General features: G+C 73.8%; 15 protein-coding genes and 1 pseudogene. 12 read left to right on the top strand and 4 right to left on the bottom strand.

Annotated features, from left to right (window positions below):
- Positions 1-112 precede the first annotated feature (112 nt).
- The 4 genes from PSQ21_RS10350 to PSQ21_RS10335 all read left to right on the top strand — a co-directional run bounded on the left by PSQ21_RS10350 (position 113) and on the right by PSQ21_RS10335 (position 4969).
- Positions 113-1861: an eCIS core domain-containing protein gene (locus PSQ21_RS10350; protein ID WP_443334379.1), complete on the top strand. Its 1749-nt coding sequence runs from the start codon at positions 113-115 to the stop codon at positions 1859-1861.
- A 97-nt stretch (positions 1862-1958) separates the two neighbouring features.
- The gene (locus PSQ21_RS10345; protein WP_274030151.1) at positions 1959-2579 is read left to right on the top strand and encodes a DUF4291 domain-containing protein; all 621 of its coding nucleotides are present in this window, start codon (positions 1959-1961) and stop codon (positions 2577-2579) included.
- A gap of 64 nt (positions 2580-2643) precedes the next feature.
- Positions 2644-4098 (top strand): sensor histidine kinase, encoded by a 1455-nt coding sequence (locus PSQ21_RS10340; RefSeq protein ID WP_274030150.1) that lies wholly within the window; start codon positions 2644-2646, stop codon positions 4096-4098.
- A 151-nt stretch (positions 4099-4249) separates the two neighbouring features.
- The gene (locus PSQ21_RS10335; protein WP_274035700.1) at positions 4250-4969 is read left to right on the top strand and encodes a response regulator transcription factor; all 720 of its coding nucleotides are present in this window, start codon (positions 4250-4252) and stop codon (positions 4967-4969) included.
- Between the two features lie 90 nt (positions 4970-5059).
- Here the strand turns inward: PSQ21_RS10335 and PSQ21_RS10330 are convergent.
- Positions 5060-5560, bottom strand: a pseudogene (locus PSQ21_RS10330) (phosphatase PAP2 family protein); the annotation flags it as partial.
- A 182-nt stretch (positions 5561-5742) separates the two neighbouring features.
- The gene (locus PSQ21_RS10325) at positions 5743-6174 is read right to left on the bottom strand and encodes a GNAT family N-acetyltransferase (protein WP_274030148.1); all 432 of its coding nucleotides are present in this window, start codon (positions 6172-6174) and stop codon (positions 5743-5745) included.
- A 143-nt stretch (positions 6175-6317) separates the two neighbouring features.
- On the opposite strand from PSQ21_RS10325, the gene PSQ21_RS10320 reads away from it, so the two are divergent.
- The 4 genes from PSQ21_RS10320 to PSQ21_RS10305 all read left to right on the top strand — a co-directional run bounded on the left by PSQ21_RS10320 (position 6318) and on the right by PSQ21_RS10305 (position 12476).
- Positions 6318-8975, top strand: a complete 2658-nt coding sequence (locus PSQ21_RS10320; RefSeq protein WP_274030147.1) for an alpha/beta fold hydrolase — start codon at positions 6318-6320, stop codon at positions 8973-8975.
- Positions 8972-9883: an ABC transporter permease gene (locus tag PSQ21_RS10315; RefSeq protein ID WP_274030146.1), complete on the top strand. Its 912-nt coding sequence runs from the start codon at positions 8972-8974 to the stop codon at positions 9881-9883. The genes PSQ21_RS10320 and PSQ21_RS10315 overlap by 4 nt, the downstream gene beginning before the upstream one ends.
- Before the next feature lie 288 nt (positions 9884-10171).
- Positions 10172-11749: a vWA domain-containing protein gene (locus PSQ21_RS10310; RefSeq protein ID WP_274035699.1), complete on the top strand. Its 1578-nt coding sequence runs from the start codon at positions 10172-10174 to the stop codon at positions 11747-11749.
- A gap of 259 nt (positions 11750-12008) precedes the next feature.
- On the top strand, positions 12009-12476 hold the full coding sequence (locus tag PSQ21_RS10305; RefSeq protein ID WP_274030145.1) for an anthrone oxygenase family protein: 468 nt from the start codon (positions 12009-12011) through the stop codon (positions 12474-12476).
- Between the two features lie 112 nt (positions 12477-12588).
- Here PSQ21_RS10305 and PSQ21_RS10300 read toward each other — a convergent pair whose 3' ends face one another.
- Together PSQ21_RS10300 and PSQ21_RS10295 are read right to left on the bottom strand one after the other, a co-directional pair.
- Complete coding sequence (locus PSQ21_RS10300) at positions 12589-13161, bottom strand: GNAT family N-acetyltransferase (protein WP_274030144.1); 573 nt, start codon at positions 13159-13161, stop codon at positions 12589-12591.
- A 214-nt stretch (positions 13162-13375) separates the two neighbouring features.
- Positions 13376-14251, bottom strand: coding sequence for a peptidoglycan-binding protein (locus PSQ21_RS10295; protein ID WP_274030142.1), 876 nt, complete (start codon positions 14249-14251; stop codon positions 13376-13378).
- 474 nt (positions 14252-14725) lie between these two features.
- On the opposite strand from PSQ21_RS10295, the gene PSQ21_RS10290 reads away from it, so the two are divergent.
- The 4 genes from PSQ21_RS10290 to PSQ21_RS10275 all read left to right on the top strand — a co-directional run bounded on the left by PSQ21_RS10290 (position 14726) and on the right by PSQ21_RS10275 (position 18460).
- Positions 14726-15901 (top strand): sensor histidine kinase, encoded by a 1176-nt coding sequence (locus PSQ21_RS10290; protein WP_274030141.1) that lies wholly within the window; start codon positions 14726-14728, stop codon positions 15899-15901.
- Positions 15898-16644, top strand: a complete 747-nt coding sequence (locus tag PSQ21_RS10285; protein WP_274030140.1) for a response regulator — start codon at positions 15898-15900, stop codon at positions 16642-16644. The genes PSQ21_RS10290 and PSQ21_RS10285 overlap by 4 nt, the downstream gene beginning before the upstream one ends.
- A 74-nt stretch (positions 16645-16718) precedes the next feature.
- Positions 16719-17663, top strand: coding sequence for an ATP-binding cassette domain-containing protein (locus PSQ21_RS10280; protein WP_274030138.1), 945 nt, complete (start codon positions 16719-16721; stop codon positions 17661-17663).
- Positions 17664-17683: 20 nt separating this feature from the next.
- A complete protein-coding gene (locus tag PSQ21_RS10275) occupies positions 17684-18460 on the top strand; it encodes an ABC transporter permease subunit (RefSeq protein ID WP_337961697.1) in 777 nt (258 codons plus the stop codon).
- Positions 18461-18484 lie beyond the last annotated feature (24 nt).

Raw genomic sequence — 18484 nt, 5'->3', positions numbered from 1 at the left:
CCCGACACTGCCCCTCGGGCCCGCCTTCCCTGCCCCGGAGAACCTGGCACCGGCGCTACCCGCCGGGTATCCAGGAGAGGACGCCGTCCCTCCGTAGGAAGTGAAGCTCCCCGTGCGCGCACAGGACAACGCCCGAAAGGGCGACGCCGAGAACGTCCGGGAGCAGGCCCGCAGGCCGGTGGAGCCGACCGAAGCGCCGCTCGCCGGAGGCATGGCCCTCCAGGGCACGGCCGGGAACGCGGCCGTCGTCCAGATGCTCCGCAGGGCCGGGCACCCCCCGGCGCTGGACCACGAGCACGGCGACGGATGCGGCCACCAGGAGGACACCGCGCCCTCCGCCGACACACCCGTGCAACGCCGCGCGGACGCGCCCGTGCAACGCCGCTCCGCCGTCCACGATGTTCTGCGTACCGGCGGGCGGGCTCTCGGCGGCGCGGAACGCGCCGACATGGAGGCCAGGCTCGGCGCGGACTTCTCCGACGTCCGCGTCCACACGGACGCCGCGGCGAAGGCCTCCGCCGCGGAGGTGGGCGCCCGTGCCTACACCTCCGGCAACCACATCGTCATCGGTGACGGCGGAGCGGACAAACACACCCTCGCCCACGAGCTGACCCATGTCATCCAGCAGCGCCAGGGGCCCGTCGCCGGCACGGACAACGGATCGGGGCTGCGGGTGTCCGACCCGTCCGACCGGTTCGAGCGCGAGGCCGAGGCCAACGCGACGCGGGTCATGAGCGGGCCCCGCCCGCAGACGGACACCGCCCGTTCGGCGGACCGCGCGGCGTCCGGTGGCGACGGGGCCGTCCAGCGGGTTGTGGACGTACAGCGTGTGGCGAGCGACAAACAACTCGTCATCGACGGCGGGGCGGAAGGCCCCACGACGGTCCGGTCCGCGTCGGACCTGCTCGTGTGGATGATCGGCCACCCCGTGCGCCCCGCCCCCAGGAACTACGCCAGGCCCGCCACCCTGCAGAGGGTTCTGGCGAACCTGGAACGGTCGGGCGGCCCGATCGACCACGCCGCGGTCTGGCGGGCCCTGGGCGAGGTCCTCGCCCAGCAGGAGGCCGGTGACAGCAGTGACAGTGACAGCAGCAGTAGCAGTAGCGACAGCGACGGTGGGGGCGGCTTCTTCCGGCAGGGCAATCGCCGGTCCGACGACAGCAGCAGCGAGGAGGAGAGCAGCAGCGACGAGGAGTCGGAGCGTTCCAGCGTCGCCTCGTCCGGATCCCGTTCGGGAGCCGACTGGGCGGAGGGCGACTGGGGCGCGGACGAGATCGGCATCCTCGAGGAGCCGCTGGAGTTCCGGCGCGAGATGTCCGAGGCCGAGCGCGCGGAGCGACAGAAGGCGCTGAACGCGAGCCTGAGCGGCTACCGCCTGGTCGGGTTCCACGGCACCCACGTCGAGAGCGTCGGCAGCCTGGTCACCCACGGCCCGGACGCGGACATGGTCGGCGCGGCGAACGGCATCGGCAAGGGGCGCGGGTTCTACGTCGCCCCCGTCCTGGCCCCCGGCTCGATGAAGGCACCCGGCACGACCGCCGCGAAGAAGGACGCGAGGACCTGGGGCAAGTTCCTGGTCGCCGTCTACGTGAAGGACGACGTCGAGCTGGTGGCAGCCGGAGGCGGATCCGAGGCCGGCTTCGCGTTCGAGAGCGACAGTGATTCCGGCTCCGCGTCCGGTTCCGAGTCTGCGATGGTCTACCACGGCTCGGACGAACTGGTCATCCCCGACGTGCTGTTCGGGAGCATCAAGCTGGTCCGCAACGCCGACGACGTCGCGATGGCGTCCGACCCGGGCCTCCCCGCGGTCGGCTACCAGGACGGCGTGAGCCAGTACAACAAGGCGAAGTCCAAGAAGTGAACCGGGGCCCCGCCCGCACCGGCGTGCGTGCGTGCGGGGCCGCCGCTCCGCGAAAAGCGGATGCCGGTCCACCGCCCCGCCCCGCATCCTGTGACCCATGAACACCACGGCCCTCCAGCCCCGTTACGAGATCCGCGCCCGGCAGACAGCCGCCACCGTCACCGTCTACCAGGCGTACCGCCCCGCCATCGGGCTGCCCGCCGCACGCGACGGACGGTTCCCCGAGGAGTGGAAGCGGGACCGGATGACCTGGATCAAGCCCAGCTTCCTGTGGATGATGTACCGCTGCGGATGGGGCACGAAGGAAGGCCAGGAGGTCGTCCTCGCCGTCGAGATCGACCGGGCCGGCCTGGAATGGGCCCTCGCGCACGCCGAACTCTCCCACTACGTACGCGGCGTGCACGCCGACCGGGCGGCCTGGCAGCGGAGTCTGCGGGCCGCGCCCGCCCGGGTCCAGTGGGACCCGGAACGCGACCTCGACCTGAACCCGCTCCCGTACCGCTCCCTCCAGCTCGGGCTGAGCGGCGAGGCCGCCCGGCGGTACGCCGACGAGTGGACCGTGTCCGTCCGCGACGTCACCCCGCTGGCCCGCGAGGTGCACGCGGCGGTCCGCGCGGGGGAGCGGGAGAGGGCCGCGGACCTGCTGCCCGTGGAGACCCCGCTCGACCTTGCCGTACCCCGGCCCGAGCGGGACGCCTCCCCGACGCCGGACAGGTGACTTTCGGCAGTGCCGGAAGGCTCCCGGTCTCCGTAGCCTCTCCCACGTGAACAGCCTTTCCCTTATGAACAGGACCCCGCGCGGACCCGGCCCCCGGTGGGCGGACCCGGGAGGCCTGCTGGTGCCCGCGGCGGCGGCCTTCGGCGCGCTGAGCCTGGTCGGGTGGTGGTGGGGCCTGCCGACCGCGGTCGTCGCGTTCGTCGCGGGGAGGGGGCCCGGGCGCGGCAGAACACTCGTCCTGGTCCTGGCCGCGGTGCTCGCGACCGCGGCGGTGGCGGTGGCCGTGATGCCGTCGCTGCTCACGCTCGGGACGCAGTTCGTGGCGGTGGTCGTCCTCGCCGTCCTGGTGCCCTGGTTCGTGGGGCGGTTCTCGCGTCAGTACCGCGAGTTGGTCAGGGCGGGCTGGGAGAGGGCCGAACAGCTGGAGCGGGAGCGGCAGTTGATCGCCGAGCAGGCGAGGCTGCTGGAGCGGGCCCGGATCGCCCGGGACATGCACGACGTGCTGGGCCACGACCTCAGCCTGATCGCCCTGTCGGCCGGGGCCCTGAAGCTGGCACCCGGCCTGGACGAGCGTCACCGGCAGGCCGCCCAGGACATCCGGGGCAGGGCCGGCGCGGCGGTGGAGCGGCTGGGCGAAGTGATCGGCGTCCTCCGCGAGGAGAGCGAGGGTCCGCCGGAGGGGCCGCGCGACCCCGACATCGCCCGGCTCGTCGGCGACGCGGCAGCCTCCGGGCTCGACGTCGAACTGACGGTGGCCGGAGAGGCGGCGGCCCTTCCGCCCGCCGTCGAACGGGCCGCGCACCGGGTCGTGCAGGAAGGCCTGACCAACGCGGCCAAGCACGCGCCCGGCGCGTCGGTGAGTGTCGAGCTCTCGCACACGGCGACCGAGACCCGGGTGGCGGTACGCAACGGAGATCCGGCGACACCGACCGGGACCCCGGGCGAACCGCAGGCCGGGCCCGGGGAACGTGGACGCGCCGGGCACGGGGGGCGCGGCCTCATCGGGCTGGACGAGCGCGTCCGGCTCGTCGGCGGCACCCTCGACCACGGCCCCCGGGACGGCGGCTTCACCGTCGCCGCCCGGCTGCCCCACCACGCCGCCGCCCAGCCCGCGCCCCGGCCCGCCGGCCGGGGGGCGAGTTCCGCGCCCGCGGGATACCGGCGGGCGCGGCGGCGGGTCCGCCGCACTCTGCTCTCCGCGCTGGCGGTGCCGCTGGCCGCGGGCGCGGTGCTGCTCGCCGGGGTGGGGATGTGGGAGACGGTGGCCGCGTCCCGGTCCGTCCTCGACCCGCGCGACTACGCCCGGCTGCGGGTGGGGCAGGATCGGTCCGACCTGCGAAAGGTGCTGCCGGACCGGCAGGCGGTGGAGCGGCCGGCGGGTGCCGGGCCGGAGAAACGAGGGGTGACGTGCGAGTTCTACGCCATGACGGCCGACCGCTTCGACGACCGGTCCGGGGACGCGTACCGGCTCTGCTTCCGGGGCGGCAGGCTGGTCTCCCGCGACGCGCTGACACCGTGAGCGCCCGATGAGCCGGCCGGACGCCACCCCGCCGGTGGACAGGACCGACGCTGCGCACACGGCCCCGGCATGTACAGGTACGGGCTCGGCGCACACGGCCCGGGCGGCGGACACGGCCTGGGCGGACGCTACCGGGCCGGACCCGGCGCACGTGACCTCGGCGCACACGGCCCCGGCCGGGACGATCCGGGTCCTGGTCGCCGACGACGAGCCCATGATCCGGGCCGGCGTGCGCGCCGTGCTCGCCACCGATCCGGACATCGAGGTCGTCGCCGAGGCGGCCGACGGGCACGAAGCCGTCGAGCGGGTCCGGGCCCACCGCCCGCACGTGGCCGTCCTCGACGTGCGGATGCCGAGGGCCAACGGCATCGACGCCGCCGCCGAGATCCGTCGCACCCTGCCCGCCACCGGCGTCGTCATGCTGACCACGTTCGGCGAGGACGACTACATCCTGCGGGCGCTGAGCTCCGGGGCCGCCGGGTTCCTGATCAAGTCCGGGGAGCCCGAGGAACTCGTCGCCGGGGTGCGGGCCGTGGCCGAGGGCGCCGCCTATCTGTCACCGAAGGTCGCCGCCCGCGTGGTCGCGCACCTCGCGTCCACCGGGGCCGGGGCCCTGGCGGGCCGGCGGGACGCGGCCCGGGAACGGGTCGCCGGGCTGACGCCCCGGGAGCGCGAAGTGCTGTCGTACCTCGGCGGCGGGCTGTCCAACGGGCAGATCGCCCGGCGGCTGCACCTGGTCGAAGGCACGGTCAAGGCGCACGTCAGCTCTGTCCTGGCCCGCCTCGGCGTCGACAACCGGGCCGCGGCCGCCGTCGTCGCCCACGAGGCCGGCATCCTGCCCCCATCCCCACCACCGCCGGAGCAGCGCTGAGACGAGCCGCCCGGCCGGGCGGCCCAGCACCAGCAGCACCGAGGCGACGACCGCCCCGCCGAGCACGACGCCGGCGATCACGTCGTGCGGGTAGTGGACCCCCACCAGGACCCGCAGCAGCGCCGCCGCCACGGCCAACGGCATTGTCACGGCCGCCAGCCGGGGCCGCCGCAGCGCCAGACCGACCGCGAGGGCGGCGGCCAGGGTGGCGTGGTTGCTCGGGAACGACCAGTCGCCCGGCTCGGGGCACGCGGCGACCGCTCGGGCACCGTCCAGCGCCCGGCACGGACGCTCCTCGTCGACGACCAGCTTCAGCGCCTCGCTGACGACGTACGCCACGACCGTCCCGACGCCGATGAGCACGGCACCCGCCACCGCGCCCGCGTCCTTGCGGCGTAGCGCCGTCCAGCAGACCCCGAGCAGCAGCAGGCCGAGAACGACCAGCGTGGCCTCGGAGGACAGCTCCAGAAGGTGCCCCAGCCACCCCGGCCCGTCCCCGACCGCTCCCGTCAGCGACCGGTAGAGGGATACGGAGGTCCCCCGGGTGACCTCGGTCGGGCCGGGCTGCCCCAGGCCTCCGGGCGACAGCATCCCGATGACGGCCGCCGCCGCCCCCAGCAGAGCGGCCGATCCGAACAGCCGGACAGGCCAGAGGTGTTGATGTGTGTGCTTTGCCATGGGGCGAACGTACGAAGCCACGCCGGCCCGGCGCGGGGGCCGAACGGCAGGAGCGCCCCCCGACGAACGTCAGGGTTGACGCTCCCTCCTGCGGCTCAGTCCGACGCCCCTTCGGCCTCCCCGAACTCCCACGTCAGCATCGTGAAGCCGCCGTCGTCCCCCGCCCCCGCCGACCGGTACGTCGCGAGCGCCGCCTCGTTGCCCTCCTCCACTCCGACCCACTGGTCGTAGCACCCCCGCTCCCGGGCGAGGTCCACCAGCGCCAGGGTCAGGGCCTTGCCGATACCCCGGCGGCGGAACGGTTCGTCGACGGCGAGTTCGTACAGGCACATCTCCGTGCCCTTGTCCGGGTGCAGCATCTCGATGCCCGAGACGAAGCCCGCCGGGGCGCCGTCCACGTACGCGATCAGCATGACGTGACCGTCCGCCGCGAGGAAGCGGGCGGCCCATTCCGCACGGGGCGGTGCGTCGTAGAGGTGGCCGGCGGCCAGGAGTTCCGTGACGGTCGTGGCGCGGCGAATGTCCACAATGGCCTCCCGAGGCAAAGGTTCTGCGGGCATTCTGTACCGCGTCCGGAGTACGGGGGAGGCTTTCCGTACCTCTCAGGGAGGCCGCCCACCTCCCCCTGGCGGCACGCGTCCGGCTTGCACCCTCCGCTTAGGGTCGAGGGATGGAGACCTCTACTGCTCGACGGTGGCGCCTGCTGCCCCGTACCCCCGCCCGGTGGGCCGCGGCCGCGGCCGTGCTCGCCGTGCTCGTGGGCGGCGGCACCTGGACCGCCGTCGCCGACGACGGCACGCCCGCCGTGCAGCGCGAGGACCGGACGCTGCGCATGGACGGTGTGCCGATCGACACCTCGTACTTCCATGCCGAAGGCTCCGGCAAGCGGCCCGCCGTGCTCATCGGACACGGCTTCGGCGGCAGCAAGAACGACGTACGGGCCCAGGCCGAGAAGCTGGCCGCCGACGGATACGCCGTGCTGACCTGGTCGGCGCGCGGCTTCGGCAAGTCCGGCGGGCAGATCACCCTCAACGACCCCGCCCACGAGGTCAGGGACGTCTCGCGGCTCATCGACTGGCTCGCGGAGCGGCCCGAGGTGGAGCTCGACGAGAAGGGCGACCCCCGCGTCGGGCTCACCGGGGCCTCCTACGGCGGGGCCGTCTCCCTGCTCGCCGCCGGGCACGACGAGCGGGTCGACGCCATCGCGCCCGTGATCACCTACTGGAACCTCGCCGACGCCCTCTTCCCCGACGGGGTCTTCAAGAAGCTCTGGGCCGGGATCTTCATCACCACCGGCGGCGGCTGCGAGAAGTTCGAGAAGCGGCTCTGCGAGATGTACGAGCGGGTCGCCGTCAGCGGCAAGCCCGACGCCGAAGCCGTCGACCTCCTCACCGCACGTTCGCCGTCCGCCGTCGCCGACCGCATCAAGGTCCCCTCGCTCCTCCTCCAGGGGCAGTCCGACTCCCTCTTCCCGCTCGGCCAGGCCGACGCCATGCAGAAGGCCATCAGCGCCAACGGCGCACCCGTCTCCGTCGACTGGATCTCCGGCGGGCACGACGGCGGCGACAGCGAGACCGGACGCGTCGAGGGGCGCGTCGGGGACTGGTTCGACCGCTATCTCAAGGAGGACACCGGCGCCGACACCGGGCCCGCCTTCCGCGTCACCCGTACCGGAGGCGTCGACTCCACCGACGGCGCCGCCCTCCTGCGCGGCGCGAGCGGCGACACCTACCCGGGGCTGCGCGGCGGCGGCCGGGACATCGCGCTCGACGGCGGGACGAAGACCTTCCGCAACCCGGCCGGCGCCGCACCGCCCGCCATCTCCGCGGTGCCCGGCGTCGGCGGCGGACTCGCCCAGCTCTCCTCCCTCGGCGTCGGGCTCTCGCTCGACTTCCCCGGACAGTTCGCCCGCTTCGAGTCCGCCCCGCTGGACACCTCCGTACGCGTCACCGGCACCCCCACCGTCACGGTGAACGTGAAGGCCTCCGGCGGCGACCGGGACGCGGTGCTCTTCGGCAAGGTGTACGACGTGTCGCCGGACGGCAGGCAGCAGGTGCTGCCCCACCAGCTCGTCGCCCCCTACCGGATCACCCCCGACCAGCAGGGCAAGCCCATCGAGCTGGCCCTGCCCGCCGTGGACCACGCGTTCGACGCCGGACACCGGCTGCGGCTCGTGTTCTCCGCGACCGACCTCGGCTACGCGTCCCCGGCCGAGCCCGCCACGTACACCGTCACCGCCGACGGACCGCTGACCGTCCCCACCGCACCCGCCGTGAAGACCGCGGCGGCGGCCCTCCCGTGGTGGACGTGGGGCCTCCCGGCCGCCGCCCTCGTCATCGCGGCCGCTCTGCTGCTCACGGCCCGCCGCCGGACCGCGACACCCGCACCGGACCCCGCGCTCACCGACGTACCGCTCCAGATCACCGGCCTGTCGAAGAAGTACGCGAAGGCGGTCGACCGGTACGCCGTGCGCGAGCTGTCCTTCCACGTCGAGAAGGGCCAGGTCCTCGGGCTGCTGGGGCCCAACGGCGCGGGCAAGACGACCACCCTGCGCATGCTCATGGGGCTCATCACCCCCGACGAGGGCGAGATCCGCGTCTTCGGACAGGCCATCAGGCCGGGTGCGCCGGTGCTGTCCCGGGTCGGGGCGTTCGTGGAGGGGGCCGGGTTCCTGCCGCACCTGTCGGGGCGCGCCAACCTCGACCTGTACTGGCAGGCCACCGGCCGCCCCGCCGAGGACGCGCACATCGAGGAGGCCCTGGAGATCGCCGGCCTCGGCGACGCGCTCGCCCGTGCCGTACGCACGTACTCCCAGGGCATGCGGCAGCGGCTCGCCATCGCCCAGGCCATGCTCGGCATGCCGGACCTGCTGATCCTCGACGAGCCGACCAACGGGCTCGACCCGCCGCAGATCCGCGAGATGCGGGACGTGATGATCCGGTACGCGGCCGGCGGCCGGACCGTCATCGTCTCCAGCCACCTCCTCTCCGAGGTCGAGCAGTCCTGCACGCACCTGGTCGTCATGGACCGGGGCCGGCTCGTCCAGGCCGGACCGGTCGCCGAGATCACCGGATCCGGCGACATGATCCTGGTGACCACGGCGGACGAGGTGTCCGAGCCGCTGGCGGAGAAGGTGGCGTCCCTGCCCGGCATCGGCTCCGCCGTCCGCACCGACGACGGGCGCGGACTCCTCGTCCGCCTCGACGGGGCCACCACCACCCGGCTCGTCTCCGATCTCGTCCGGCTCGACGTCCCGGTCACCGGCGTCGGACCGTACCGCCGCCTGGAGGACGCCTTCCTCACCCTCATCTCCGGAGGAGCAGCATGAGCGCCCCCGTCCAGCCCTCCGAGGTCCGGGTGAAGGCCGAACACCCGGAGGCCCCCGGCTACCACGCCGGGCGCACCCTTCCCCTCCGCGTCGAGGCCATGCGGCAGTTGCGCAGACGGCGCACCCTGCTGATGGGCGGCATCCTCGCCGCCCTCCCCTTCATCCTGATCATCGCCTTCGCGATCGGCGGCACGCCGGACGGCGAGGACGGCGGCGGGGGCGGCAGGGGCGGCGGGCGGCTGAACCTGATGGACGTGGCGACCGAGTCCGCCGCGAACTTCGCCGCCACCTCGCTGTTCCTCTCGGCCGGATTCCTGCTGGTGGTGCCGGTGGCCCTGTTCTGCGGGGACACCGTCGCCTCCGAGGCGAGCTGGTCCTCGCTGCGCTATCTGCTCGCGGCGCCCGTGCCGCGCGTGCGGCTGCTGTGGTCCAAGCTCGTCGTCGCGCTCGGCTTCAGCCTGGCCGCGATGGTGCTGCTGCCGCTCGTCGCGCTGGCGGCGGGCACGGCGGCCTACGGCTGGGGGCCGCTGAAACTTCCCACCGGGGGAGCGCTGTCCGCCGGGGACACGGTGCCGCGTCTCGCGATCGTCGTGGCGTTCATCTTCGTCTCCCAACTGGTCACCGCGGGCCTGGCGTTCTGGCTGTCCACGAAGACGGACGCCCCGCTCGGCGCGGTCGGCGGCGCGGTGGGCCTCACCATCGTCGGCAATGTGCTCGACGCGGTCACCGCGCTCGGCTCCTGGCGCGACTTCCTGCCCGCGCACTGGCAGTTCGCCTGGGCCGACGCCCTCCAGCCCCAACTGGAGTGGGGCGGCATGATCAAGGGGACGGCCGTATCAGTGACCTATGCCCTGATCCTGTTCGCGCTGGCCTTCCGCGGGTTCAGTCGTAAGGACATCGTGTCCTGAACCTGATGTTCCGCCGGTTTCCTGCCCGCTGTTGCCGCATCGAGATGGTTCCGCAACGCTTTCGTCGACTCCGGTCGGCGACCTCGTACGTCACATTCACAGATGTCGAGGACATCGTGACGACGTGGGGGGTTACACATGCGGCAGGTAAGCCGGCGACACGAGAAGCGGGCGGAAGGCCGGGCGAACGTCCGGGCAGGAGTCCGGGCGGCGGGCTGGGCAGGAAACCGGGCGGGAGGCCGGGCAGGGGGCCGGGCGGGAGCCGTGGCGCTCCTGCTGGCGGGCGCCATGGCCCTCACCGCGTGCGGCAGCGGCGACAGCGACTCGAGCGGCGAGCGCGCACTGAGTTCGGACACCCGCAACGGTCAGGGATCGACCGGCGGCGGACAGCCCGCGCCGGACGGGGCCGCGGCCGAGAGGGGCGCGTCGGCAGCACCGGCGGGCGAGGCCGGGGACGTGGCCAGGCTCGATGTCCCGCCGCCCGACTACCTCTCCACCTTCGCCCTGGACGTGGACACCGCCAGCTACGGCTACGCGCGCCGCACCCTCGGCGACGGCAGGCTGCCCTCTCCCGAGGAGGTGCGCCCCGAGGAGTTCGTCAACAGCTTCCGTCAGGGGTACGAGCGGCCGAAGGGCTCCGGCTTCTCGGTGAACGTCGACGGGGCGCGCATCGGCTCCCGGAAGGGCGGGGGCGGTGGAACCGGAGCCTCCGACTGGTCGCTGCTCCGCGTCGGCCTGGCCACCGAGGCCGCCCCGCCGGCCGCCGAGCGGCCGCCCGCGGCCCTCACGTTCGTCGTCGACATCTCGGGGTCCATGGCCGAGACCGGCCGCCTCGACCTGGTCAGGAAGTCCCTGACCGTCCTCACCGACGAACTGCGCGACGACGACTCCATCTCCCTGGTCACCTTCAGCGACGAGGCCGAGACCCGGCTGCCGATGACCCGGCTCAAGGGCAACCGGAACCGCATCAAGGACGTGGTGGAGGAAATGCGGCCGGCGCAGTCCACCAACGTCGAGGCGGGCATCACCCTCGGTTACGAGGAGTCCGTCGACGGCCACCGCAAGAACGCCACCAACCGGGTCGTGCTTCTCTCCGACGCGCTGGCCAACACCGGTGACACCAACGCCGACGGCATCCTGGAGAAGATCGACTCCGCCCGCCGCGAGCACGGCATCACCCTCTTCGGCGTCGGCGTCGGCAGCGACTACGGCGACGCGTTCATGGAGCGGCTCACCAACAAGGGCGACGGGAACACCACGTACGTCGGTGACGAGGCGCAGGCCCGCAAGGTCTTCGTCGACCAGCTCCCCGCCCACCTGGAGATCCGGGCCCGCGACGCGAAGGCCCAGGTGGCGTTCGACCGGAAGAACGTGAAGAGTTTCCGGCTGATCGGCTACGAGAACCGCAAGGTGGCCGACGAGGACTTCCGCGACGACAGCGTCGACGGCGGCGAGGTCGGCCCCGGCCACACGGTGACCGCTCTGTACGCCGTACGGCTGCGCGAGGGTGCGTCCGGCACCGTGGCCAAGGCCACCGTGCGCTGGCTCGACCCCAAGACCCGCGAGGCCCAGGAGGAGACCGGAACCGCGACGACCGGGGCGATCGGCGGGCCGCTGTGGGGCGGCGCGGACGACCGTCTCCAAGTAGCGGCGGTCGCCGCCTACTTCGCCGACCGTCTGCGAGGCGGCGACCTGCCGGGCGCGCCCGGCCTCGGTGAACTCGCCTCCCGGGCCGCCGGGCTGGCCGAGGCGACCGAGGACAGCTCGGTCGCGAAGCTGGCCAAGGCCATCGGACAGGCGGACCGCATCGAGGGCGGCTCCACAACGGACGGCGAGCCGGAACCGGGCGAGGGCGAGATCGGCTGAGGCGGAGCGGCCGGAGCGGCCCGGGGCGGCCGTAGCAGCCTGGGCGGCTGGAGCGGCTGGAGCGGCTGGAGCGGCTGGAGCGGCTGGGGTGGCCGGGGGTTCCGTTCGGGCCCTTCCGGCCACCCCGGCCCTTCCGGCCGCTCGGGCCGTCTCGGCCAGGCGAGCCGCTCGGGGCGGGAGGGGCGGCGGGCGTGTCACCCGGCCGAATCAGTTCGCACGGTCATTCGAAATTGTGCCCTGCGGAACACCGTTCCGGGTCATGATGTCCGCCATGACCTCCCTCCTCCTGGTGCTCGCCACGATCGTCAACGGCCTCTACGCGGGCTTCATGCTGACCTTCCTGATCGCGATCATGCCCGGCCTCGCCGACCTGACGGACGAGCAGTTCACGGCGGCCATGCGCCGGTTCAACGAGAAAGTTCCCGGCCCGGTCTTCCTGCTCCTGTTCCTCGGCGCCGTAGCGCTGCCGGCCGCCGCGTTCTTCACCGGCCTCGGTGAGCACGGCGAGTCGGCGGGCCCCGCCATCCTGGGGGCCCTGCTCTGCGGGGTGGCCGGTCACCTGGTGACCGTGGTCGGGAACATCCCGCTCAACAACGCCCTCGCCGCCTCCGAGGGCGGCGACGACAGCGCGGCCCGCGCGGCCTTCGAATCCCGCTGGAACACGCTCCACCAGGTGCGTACCGCGTTCTCGCTCGTGGCGTGCGCCCTGCTGGCCATCGCGCTGTAGGGCGGGACGCCCTCTCCGTACGCGAGGCGGGGTGGGGCGGGGCGGGGCGGGGGGGGGCTCCCTCCGCGCGCGGGCGGAGGCGACGATGCCGGAGCGGCGGATCGCGGGGCGGCTACCGGCGGCCTCCCGCCTCGGCCCGCCGCGGATGACGCGGGCCGAGCAGCACCACGAGAGCGGCCGCTCCGGGCACGGGCGCGTCGGCCCGCCGCCAGCCGGCCCGCTCGTACAGGCGCAACGCCGCCTCGGCCCGCACGGAGGTCAGCAGCCAGCAACGGCCGTCCGGGGCAGGCCCCGTCACCGCGTGCAGCAGCGCCGCGCCCAGCCCCGTACCGTGCGCCTCCGGTACCACCGCCAGTTCGTTCACTTCCAGCGCACCGCAGAGCCACGCCCGGGTCCGCCCGGGGCCGAGGGCCTCGGCGACCTGTCCGTAACTGCGGTCGGCGGGAAAGACCTCCGGGGTGATCCAGGCCGTGGCGAAACCGGTCACCTTCCCCCCGGCCGTCGCCACCGCCGCCGTGAACCCGGGCCGGAGCGCGTCCCGCGCGAGCCGTTCCACGTAGCTGTCGGCCTGCGCCGGATCCTCGTTCCAGGGCGGGGCGGCGAACGCCCGCGCGTAGACATCGCGGATCCCGTCGGCGTACCGGTTCAGCTCCCCGGCCTCCACCGTTCGTACGTCGGCCGTCATCGCACCGTCCCTCGTGGTTCGTCGGCGGACCATCGGCGGATCACCGGGACGCCACCGGCACGGCGAGGAACCCCGGGTGAACCGCTGCCGCGGTCCTCCCCATCCTCCTCCCCATCCTCCGCATCGCGTCATCTTCCGCATCGCGTCGTCCGCATGCTCCGCGTCGTCCGGCTCCTTCGCCTGCGGCGGCGAGGGGGAGCCGGACGCGCCGCCCTCACACGTTCGGCACCTTGAGCCGGTCCCAACTGGTCTTGCCGGGGATGCCGTCCGCGTCGCCGCCCGAATAGCCCAGCTTGCGCTGCCAGGCGGCGTACGACTTCCGGTCGGCCTCGGACCAGGACGGGCCGGGGCCCACCGTGTACCTGCCGCAGCCCTCGGACACCAGACGCTTGCCCATCGCCGTGATGACCGCGCTCTTGCGGCCGACCCTGAAGAACGCGGCACCCGGGAACGGCTCGTACGTGGGCTTCGGCGGCGGATCGGAGGGGCCGTCAGGGGAGCCGCCCAGCCGCTTGCCGATCCGCGAGCGCATCGAGTTCATGGTGAACCCGCGTGGATCGACCTTGCCCGGCTGCCACTCCAGGTGGCCGATCACCGACCGCTGCGACCAGCCGTGCGCACGGCAGACGGCGGCGGCCGCCCGCTCGATCGCCAGCAGTTGCGCGGCCGGCCAGGGGTCCTTGCCGTCGCCGAGGTTGACGCACTCGAAGCCGTAGAAGTGGCGGTTGCCGTCGGTGTTGGCCTCGTTGTCCGGCGGCAGTGCCTTCTCCGCGACGACGGCGCGCAGGACGTCGTCGTCGCCGAGCCCGGCATGGTTGGCCCGCCCGTTCCCCACGAGGTGGACGGTCCCGTCCTTGGCGATGACCCCGTGGCACAGCGGGCCTGGCAGGGCGGAGTGGCCGTTGTAGCAGAGTTCGACCGAGGCCGCGGTGCCCGAGGTGACGGTGTGATGGATCATCACCCCGTGCGTCGGGCCCCAGGGTCCCTTGTGGTTGCGGTTGTTGGTACGCCAGCTCCGGTGCTCGACGACGTGGAGGCCTTCGTCGCGGAGGGCTTTGAGCAGCCTGGCTGCAGACAGCGGCGTCGCCATCGCGGCGCTCCTTTCCCTGATGGTGCGTAGTTCACGCGGGTGCTTCGGTGTGCGGGGTCGGCGGGACCGGCGGGCGGACGACGGCATGAAACCGCGTGCGCCCGCCGGGCGGGGGGATAGTCGGGAGCGCCCTGCGGCGGTGGTTCCGCCTTCGGGCTCACCTGCGATTTGCCCGTTCCCACGCCCTGCCGAACGTCCTGCCGGACGGAAGGTTGCGCCGTGCCCGAACTCCCGTCCGGGTGTGTACGAACTCCTGTCCGATGGCGCTGCGCCGAGGCCCGCGACACGGCGCCCGCGGACCCCGGCCGTGCTGACGCCGTGACCCCGCCGCGCCCCCTCCGTACGCCGGCACCACGCCCCTTCCGTCCGTAACAGCGGACGGGCCCCGGCCCTCCTCCGTACGGCCGGGTGCGGAGCGGTGTACTCCCGCCGGCGTATGCGGCCGGGCGCCCGGCCTCCTACCGTGAGGGGGTGATGACCTTCGACCGCCTGGCCGCCCGTGCGCAGGCTCTGCCGCCGATCGTCACGGATCTGGTGGTGGTGGCGGTGGTGGGGGTGTTCACCACCGCCGACGTGGCCGTCAACGAGCCCGGCTACCGGCAGGCCGACGCGCTGACCTGGGCTCTCCTCGTGGTCTCGCTGGCGGCGCTCGCCTGCCGCCGCCAGCGGCCCGTCGCGGTGGTCTGCGTGACCGGCGCGGCCTGCGCCGGGTGGGCGCTGCACGGGCACATCGGTGAACTGCTGAACCTCCCGGTGATGGTGGCGCTGTACACGGTCGCGGTGCTGGGCGACCGCCGGCGCACCCTGTGGACCGGGGTGATCGCCGCGACGGTCTCGGGGGCGGTGGCGCTGAAGGTCGGCCGGGACGTGGTCAACCCGCAGGGGCTGCCCGTCCTGGAGATGGTCTGGCCGCTCGTCCCGCTCCTCCTGGGCGAGGTGGTGCGCACCCGCCGGGAGCTGCTGGCGGAGTACGCGGCGCGCGCCGCGCGGGCCGAGGAGGACCGTGAGCGGGAGGCCGCCCGCCGGGTCCGCCAGGAGCGGGCGCGGGTCGCCCGGGAGATCCACGACATCCTCGCCCACACGGTGAGCGCGATGACGGTGCAGGCCGGGGTGGCCCTCGACGCGCTGGACACCGCGCCGGAGGTGTCGCGGCAGGCGATGGCCCAGGTGCGCGCCTCCGGCAAGGAAGCCGTACGGGAACTGCGCGCCACGCTGTCCGTCCTGCGCGCGGCGGAGTCCACGGCGCCGGCCCCCCGCCTCGGCCAGCTGGACGAGCTGGTCGCGGGGATCGAGGCGGGCGGGGTCCGGGTCAGCCTGCGGCGGGACACGGAGGGCGCCGCCCTGCCCGCGGTCGTCGAGGCCACGGCGTACCGGATCGTGCAGGAGGCGCTGACCAACGTGGTGAAGCACTCCGCGGCGCGCCACGCCGCGGTGTCGGTGACCCGCGACGGCACCCGGCTGACCGTCGAGGTCGTGGACGACGGCCCCCCGGCGCCGCCGTCCGCCGTCCCGCCCGCCGGCCGGGGTTTCGGCCTGATCGGCATGCGGGAGCGGGCGGTCGCGGTGGGTGGCGGCGTCACGTACGGTCCGGTGCCGGGCGGCGGATTCCGCGTCCGCGCCGAACTGCCGACGGAAGGAGCGGCCTCATGAACGGGGACGCCGCACGGAACCGGGGGAGCGGCCCCGTGACCGGGCGGACGGGGGACGGCACGGCGGGGGCCGCGGCGACCGTCCGTGTGGTCCTCGCCGACGACCAGACGGTCGTACGGGCCGGATTCCGCGCCCTGCTCGACCTCACCGACGACCTGGTCGTCGTCGCGGAGGCCGCCGACGGGGCCCGGGCCGTCGAGGCGGTCCGCACGACCCGCCCGGACGTCGTGCTGATGGACATCCGAATGCCCGGCGTCGACGGCCTGGAGGCCACCCGCCGGATCGCCGCGGACCGCTCCCTGGACCGGGTCCGCGTGGTCATGCTCACCACGTACCAGGTCGACGCGTACGTCTTCGAGGCCCTCCGGTACGGCGCCGCGGGCTTTCTGCTGAAGGACATCGAGCCGGACGACCTGCGCGCCGCGATCCGCACGGTCGCGGCGGGCCGGAGCCTGCTCGCCCCCGCCGTCACCCGCCGGGTGATCGAGGAGTTCGCCCGGCTGAAGGCCCCCGAGGCGGCGGGCGCCGAACGGCTAGCGGTGCTGACCGGTCGGGAGCGCGAGGTGATGGCGCTCGTCGCCGCCGGACTGTCCAACGAGGAGATCGGCAAGGCGCTGATCATGAGCCCGCTGACCGCGAAGACCCATGTCAGCCGGACCATGACGAAGCTCGGCGCCCGCGACCGGGCCCAGCTGGTGGTCCTCGCCTATGAGACGGGCCTGGTCAGGGCGGGAGAACACTAGGTCCTCCCGGGGGAGCAGGAGGCGACTCCCGCCGGAGGATTCGGGACCGGCTCCCCGCTCCTAGCGTCGGCCGCATGATCGAAGCAACGGAACTCACCAAACGCTACGGCGGACGAACCGCCGTCGACCGGCTGTCGTTCACGGTCCGGCCGGGCCGGGTGACCGGCTTCCTCGGCCCGAACGGCGCCGGGAAATCGACCACCATGCGCCTGATCCTGGGCCTCGACTCCCCGAGCGCGGGACGCGTCACCGTGGGCGGTCGGGCCTACGCGGACCTTCCCGTACCGCTGCGGGCGGTCGGCTCGCTGCTCGACGCCAAGGACGTCCACGGAGGCCGCTCCGCCTACCACCACCTGGCCGGCCTCGCCGCGAGCAACGGCATCCCGCGCCGCCGGGTCGAGGAGGTGCTGGAGCTGGTCGGCCTCCCCGTGGAGACGGCCCGCGGGCGCACCAAGGGCTTCTCGCTCGGCATGGGCCAGCGGCTGGGCATCGCGGCCGCCCTGATCGGGGACCCGGAGGTGCTGATCCTCGACGAGCCGGTCAACGGCCTCGACACCGAGGGCATCCGCTGGATCCGCGCACTCATGAAGTCCCTGGCGGCGGAGGGCCGCACGGTCTTCCTCTCCAGCCACTTCATGAGCGAGATGGAACTGACGGCCGACCACCTCATCGTGATCGGACAGGGCCGGCTCATCGCGGACACGGCCATGCGCGACTTCATCGAGACCAACTCCCGCGCGCACACCCTGGTCAGGTCCCCCGAACCGGAACGGCTGCGCACCCTGCTGGAAGCGGCCGGAGCACACGTACGGCTGGACGCCCGGGGCGGCTGGCGGGTCGACGGCCCCGACGCTCCGGCCATCGGCGACCTGGCCCGCGACCACGGGGTCGCCGTCCACGAACTCACCCCCGCCCACTCCTCCTTGGAGGAGGTCTACACGGCGCTGTCGCGGTCCTCGGTGGAATACCGGGCCGAGGACAGGAGCCCGTCGGCGTTCCGTGAGGAGACAGTCCGATGACCACGACCACGACCACGACCATGCTCCCCCTTCCCGCCACCCGCACGCGACGGACCGGCTTCCGGGAGGCGCTCGCCCACGAATGGATCAAGTTCCGCAGCGTGCGCTCCACGGTGTGGACGACCGCGGCCACCGCCGTACTGCCCGTCATCGGTGCGGTGTTCATCGCCGCCACCGGCAGCCTGCAACCCGACGACACCGTCCTCGGCGGCAGCCTCACGCTCACCGTCGTCGCCCAGATGCTGGCCGCGGTCGTCGGGGCGCTCGTCGCCTCGGGGGAGTACAGCAGCGGCACCATCCGTTGGACGTTCGCCGCCTGCCCCCGCCGGGGCAGGGTCCTCGCCGCCAAGGCGACACTGGTGGCGGGCGTGATGTACCTCCTCGCCCTGGCCTCCTGCACGGCCGCCTACCTCGTCGGGGACGCCATGCTGCCGGAGGGCCGGTACGCCCAGGGCGAGCCGCTGCCCGCCCTGTTCGGTATCGCCGCGTCCTTCGCGGTGGCCGCCGTGCTCGGCCTCGCCGTCGGCACCCTCGTACGCCACTCCGCCGGTGCGGTCACCACGGTGGTCGGCCTGCTGCTCCTGCCGTCCCTGTTCGGCCCCCTCTTCGGCGACGCCGAACGCTGGGTCGCCGGACTCTCCCCGACGGCCGCCCTGGAGAAGCTCACCCAGACCTCGGACGCAGCCGCCGACACGGTGGGCAGCCTGGGCCCCTGGCCCTCGCTGCTCCTGGTCGCCGCCTGCACGACGGCGCTCACGCTCGGGGCCCTGCTGCTGCTCCGGCGACGGGACGCGTGAGGGGAGGGGCGGTTGTGCCCGGCG

The sequence above is a fragment of the Streptomyces sp. MMBL 11-1 genome (assembly GCF_028622875.1).
GTDB lineage: Bacteria > Actinomycetota > Actinomycetes > Streptomycetales > Streptomycetaceae > Streptomyces.
Note: the sequence above shows the minus strand (reverse complement) of the source record. Positions and strands in the feature narration are given on the sequence as shown.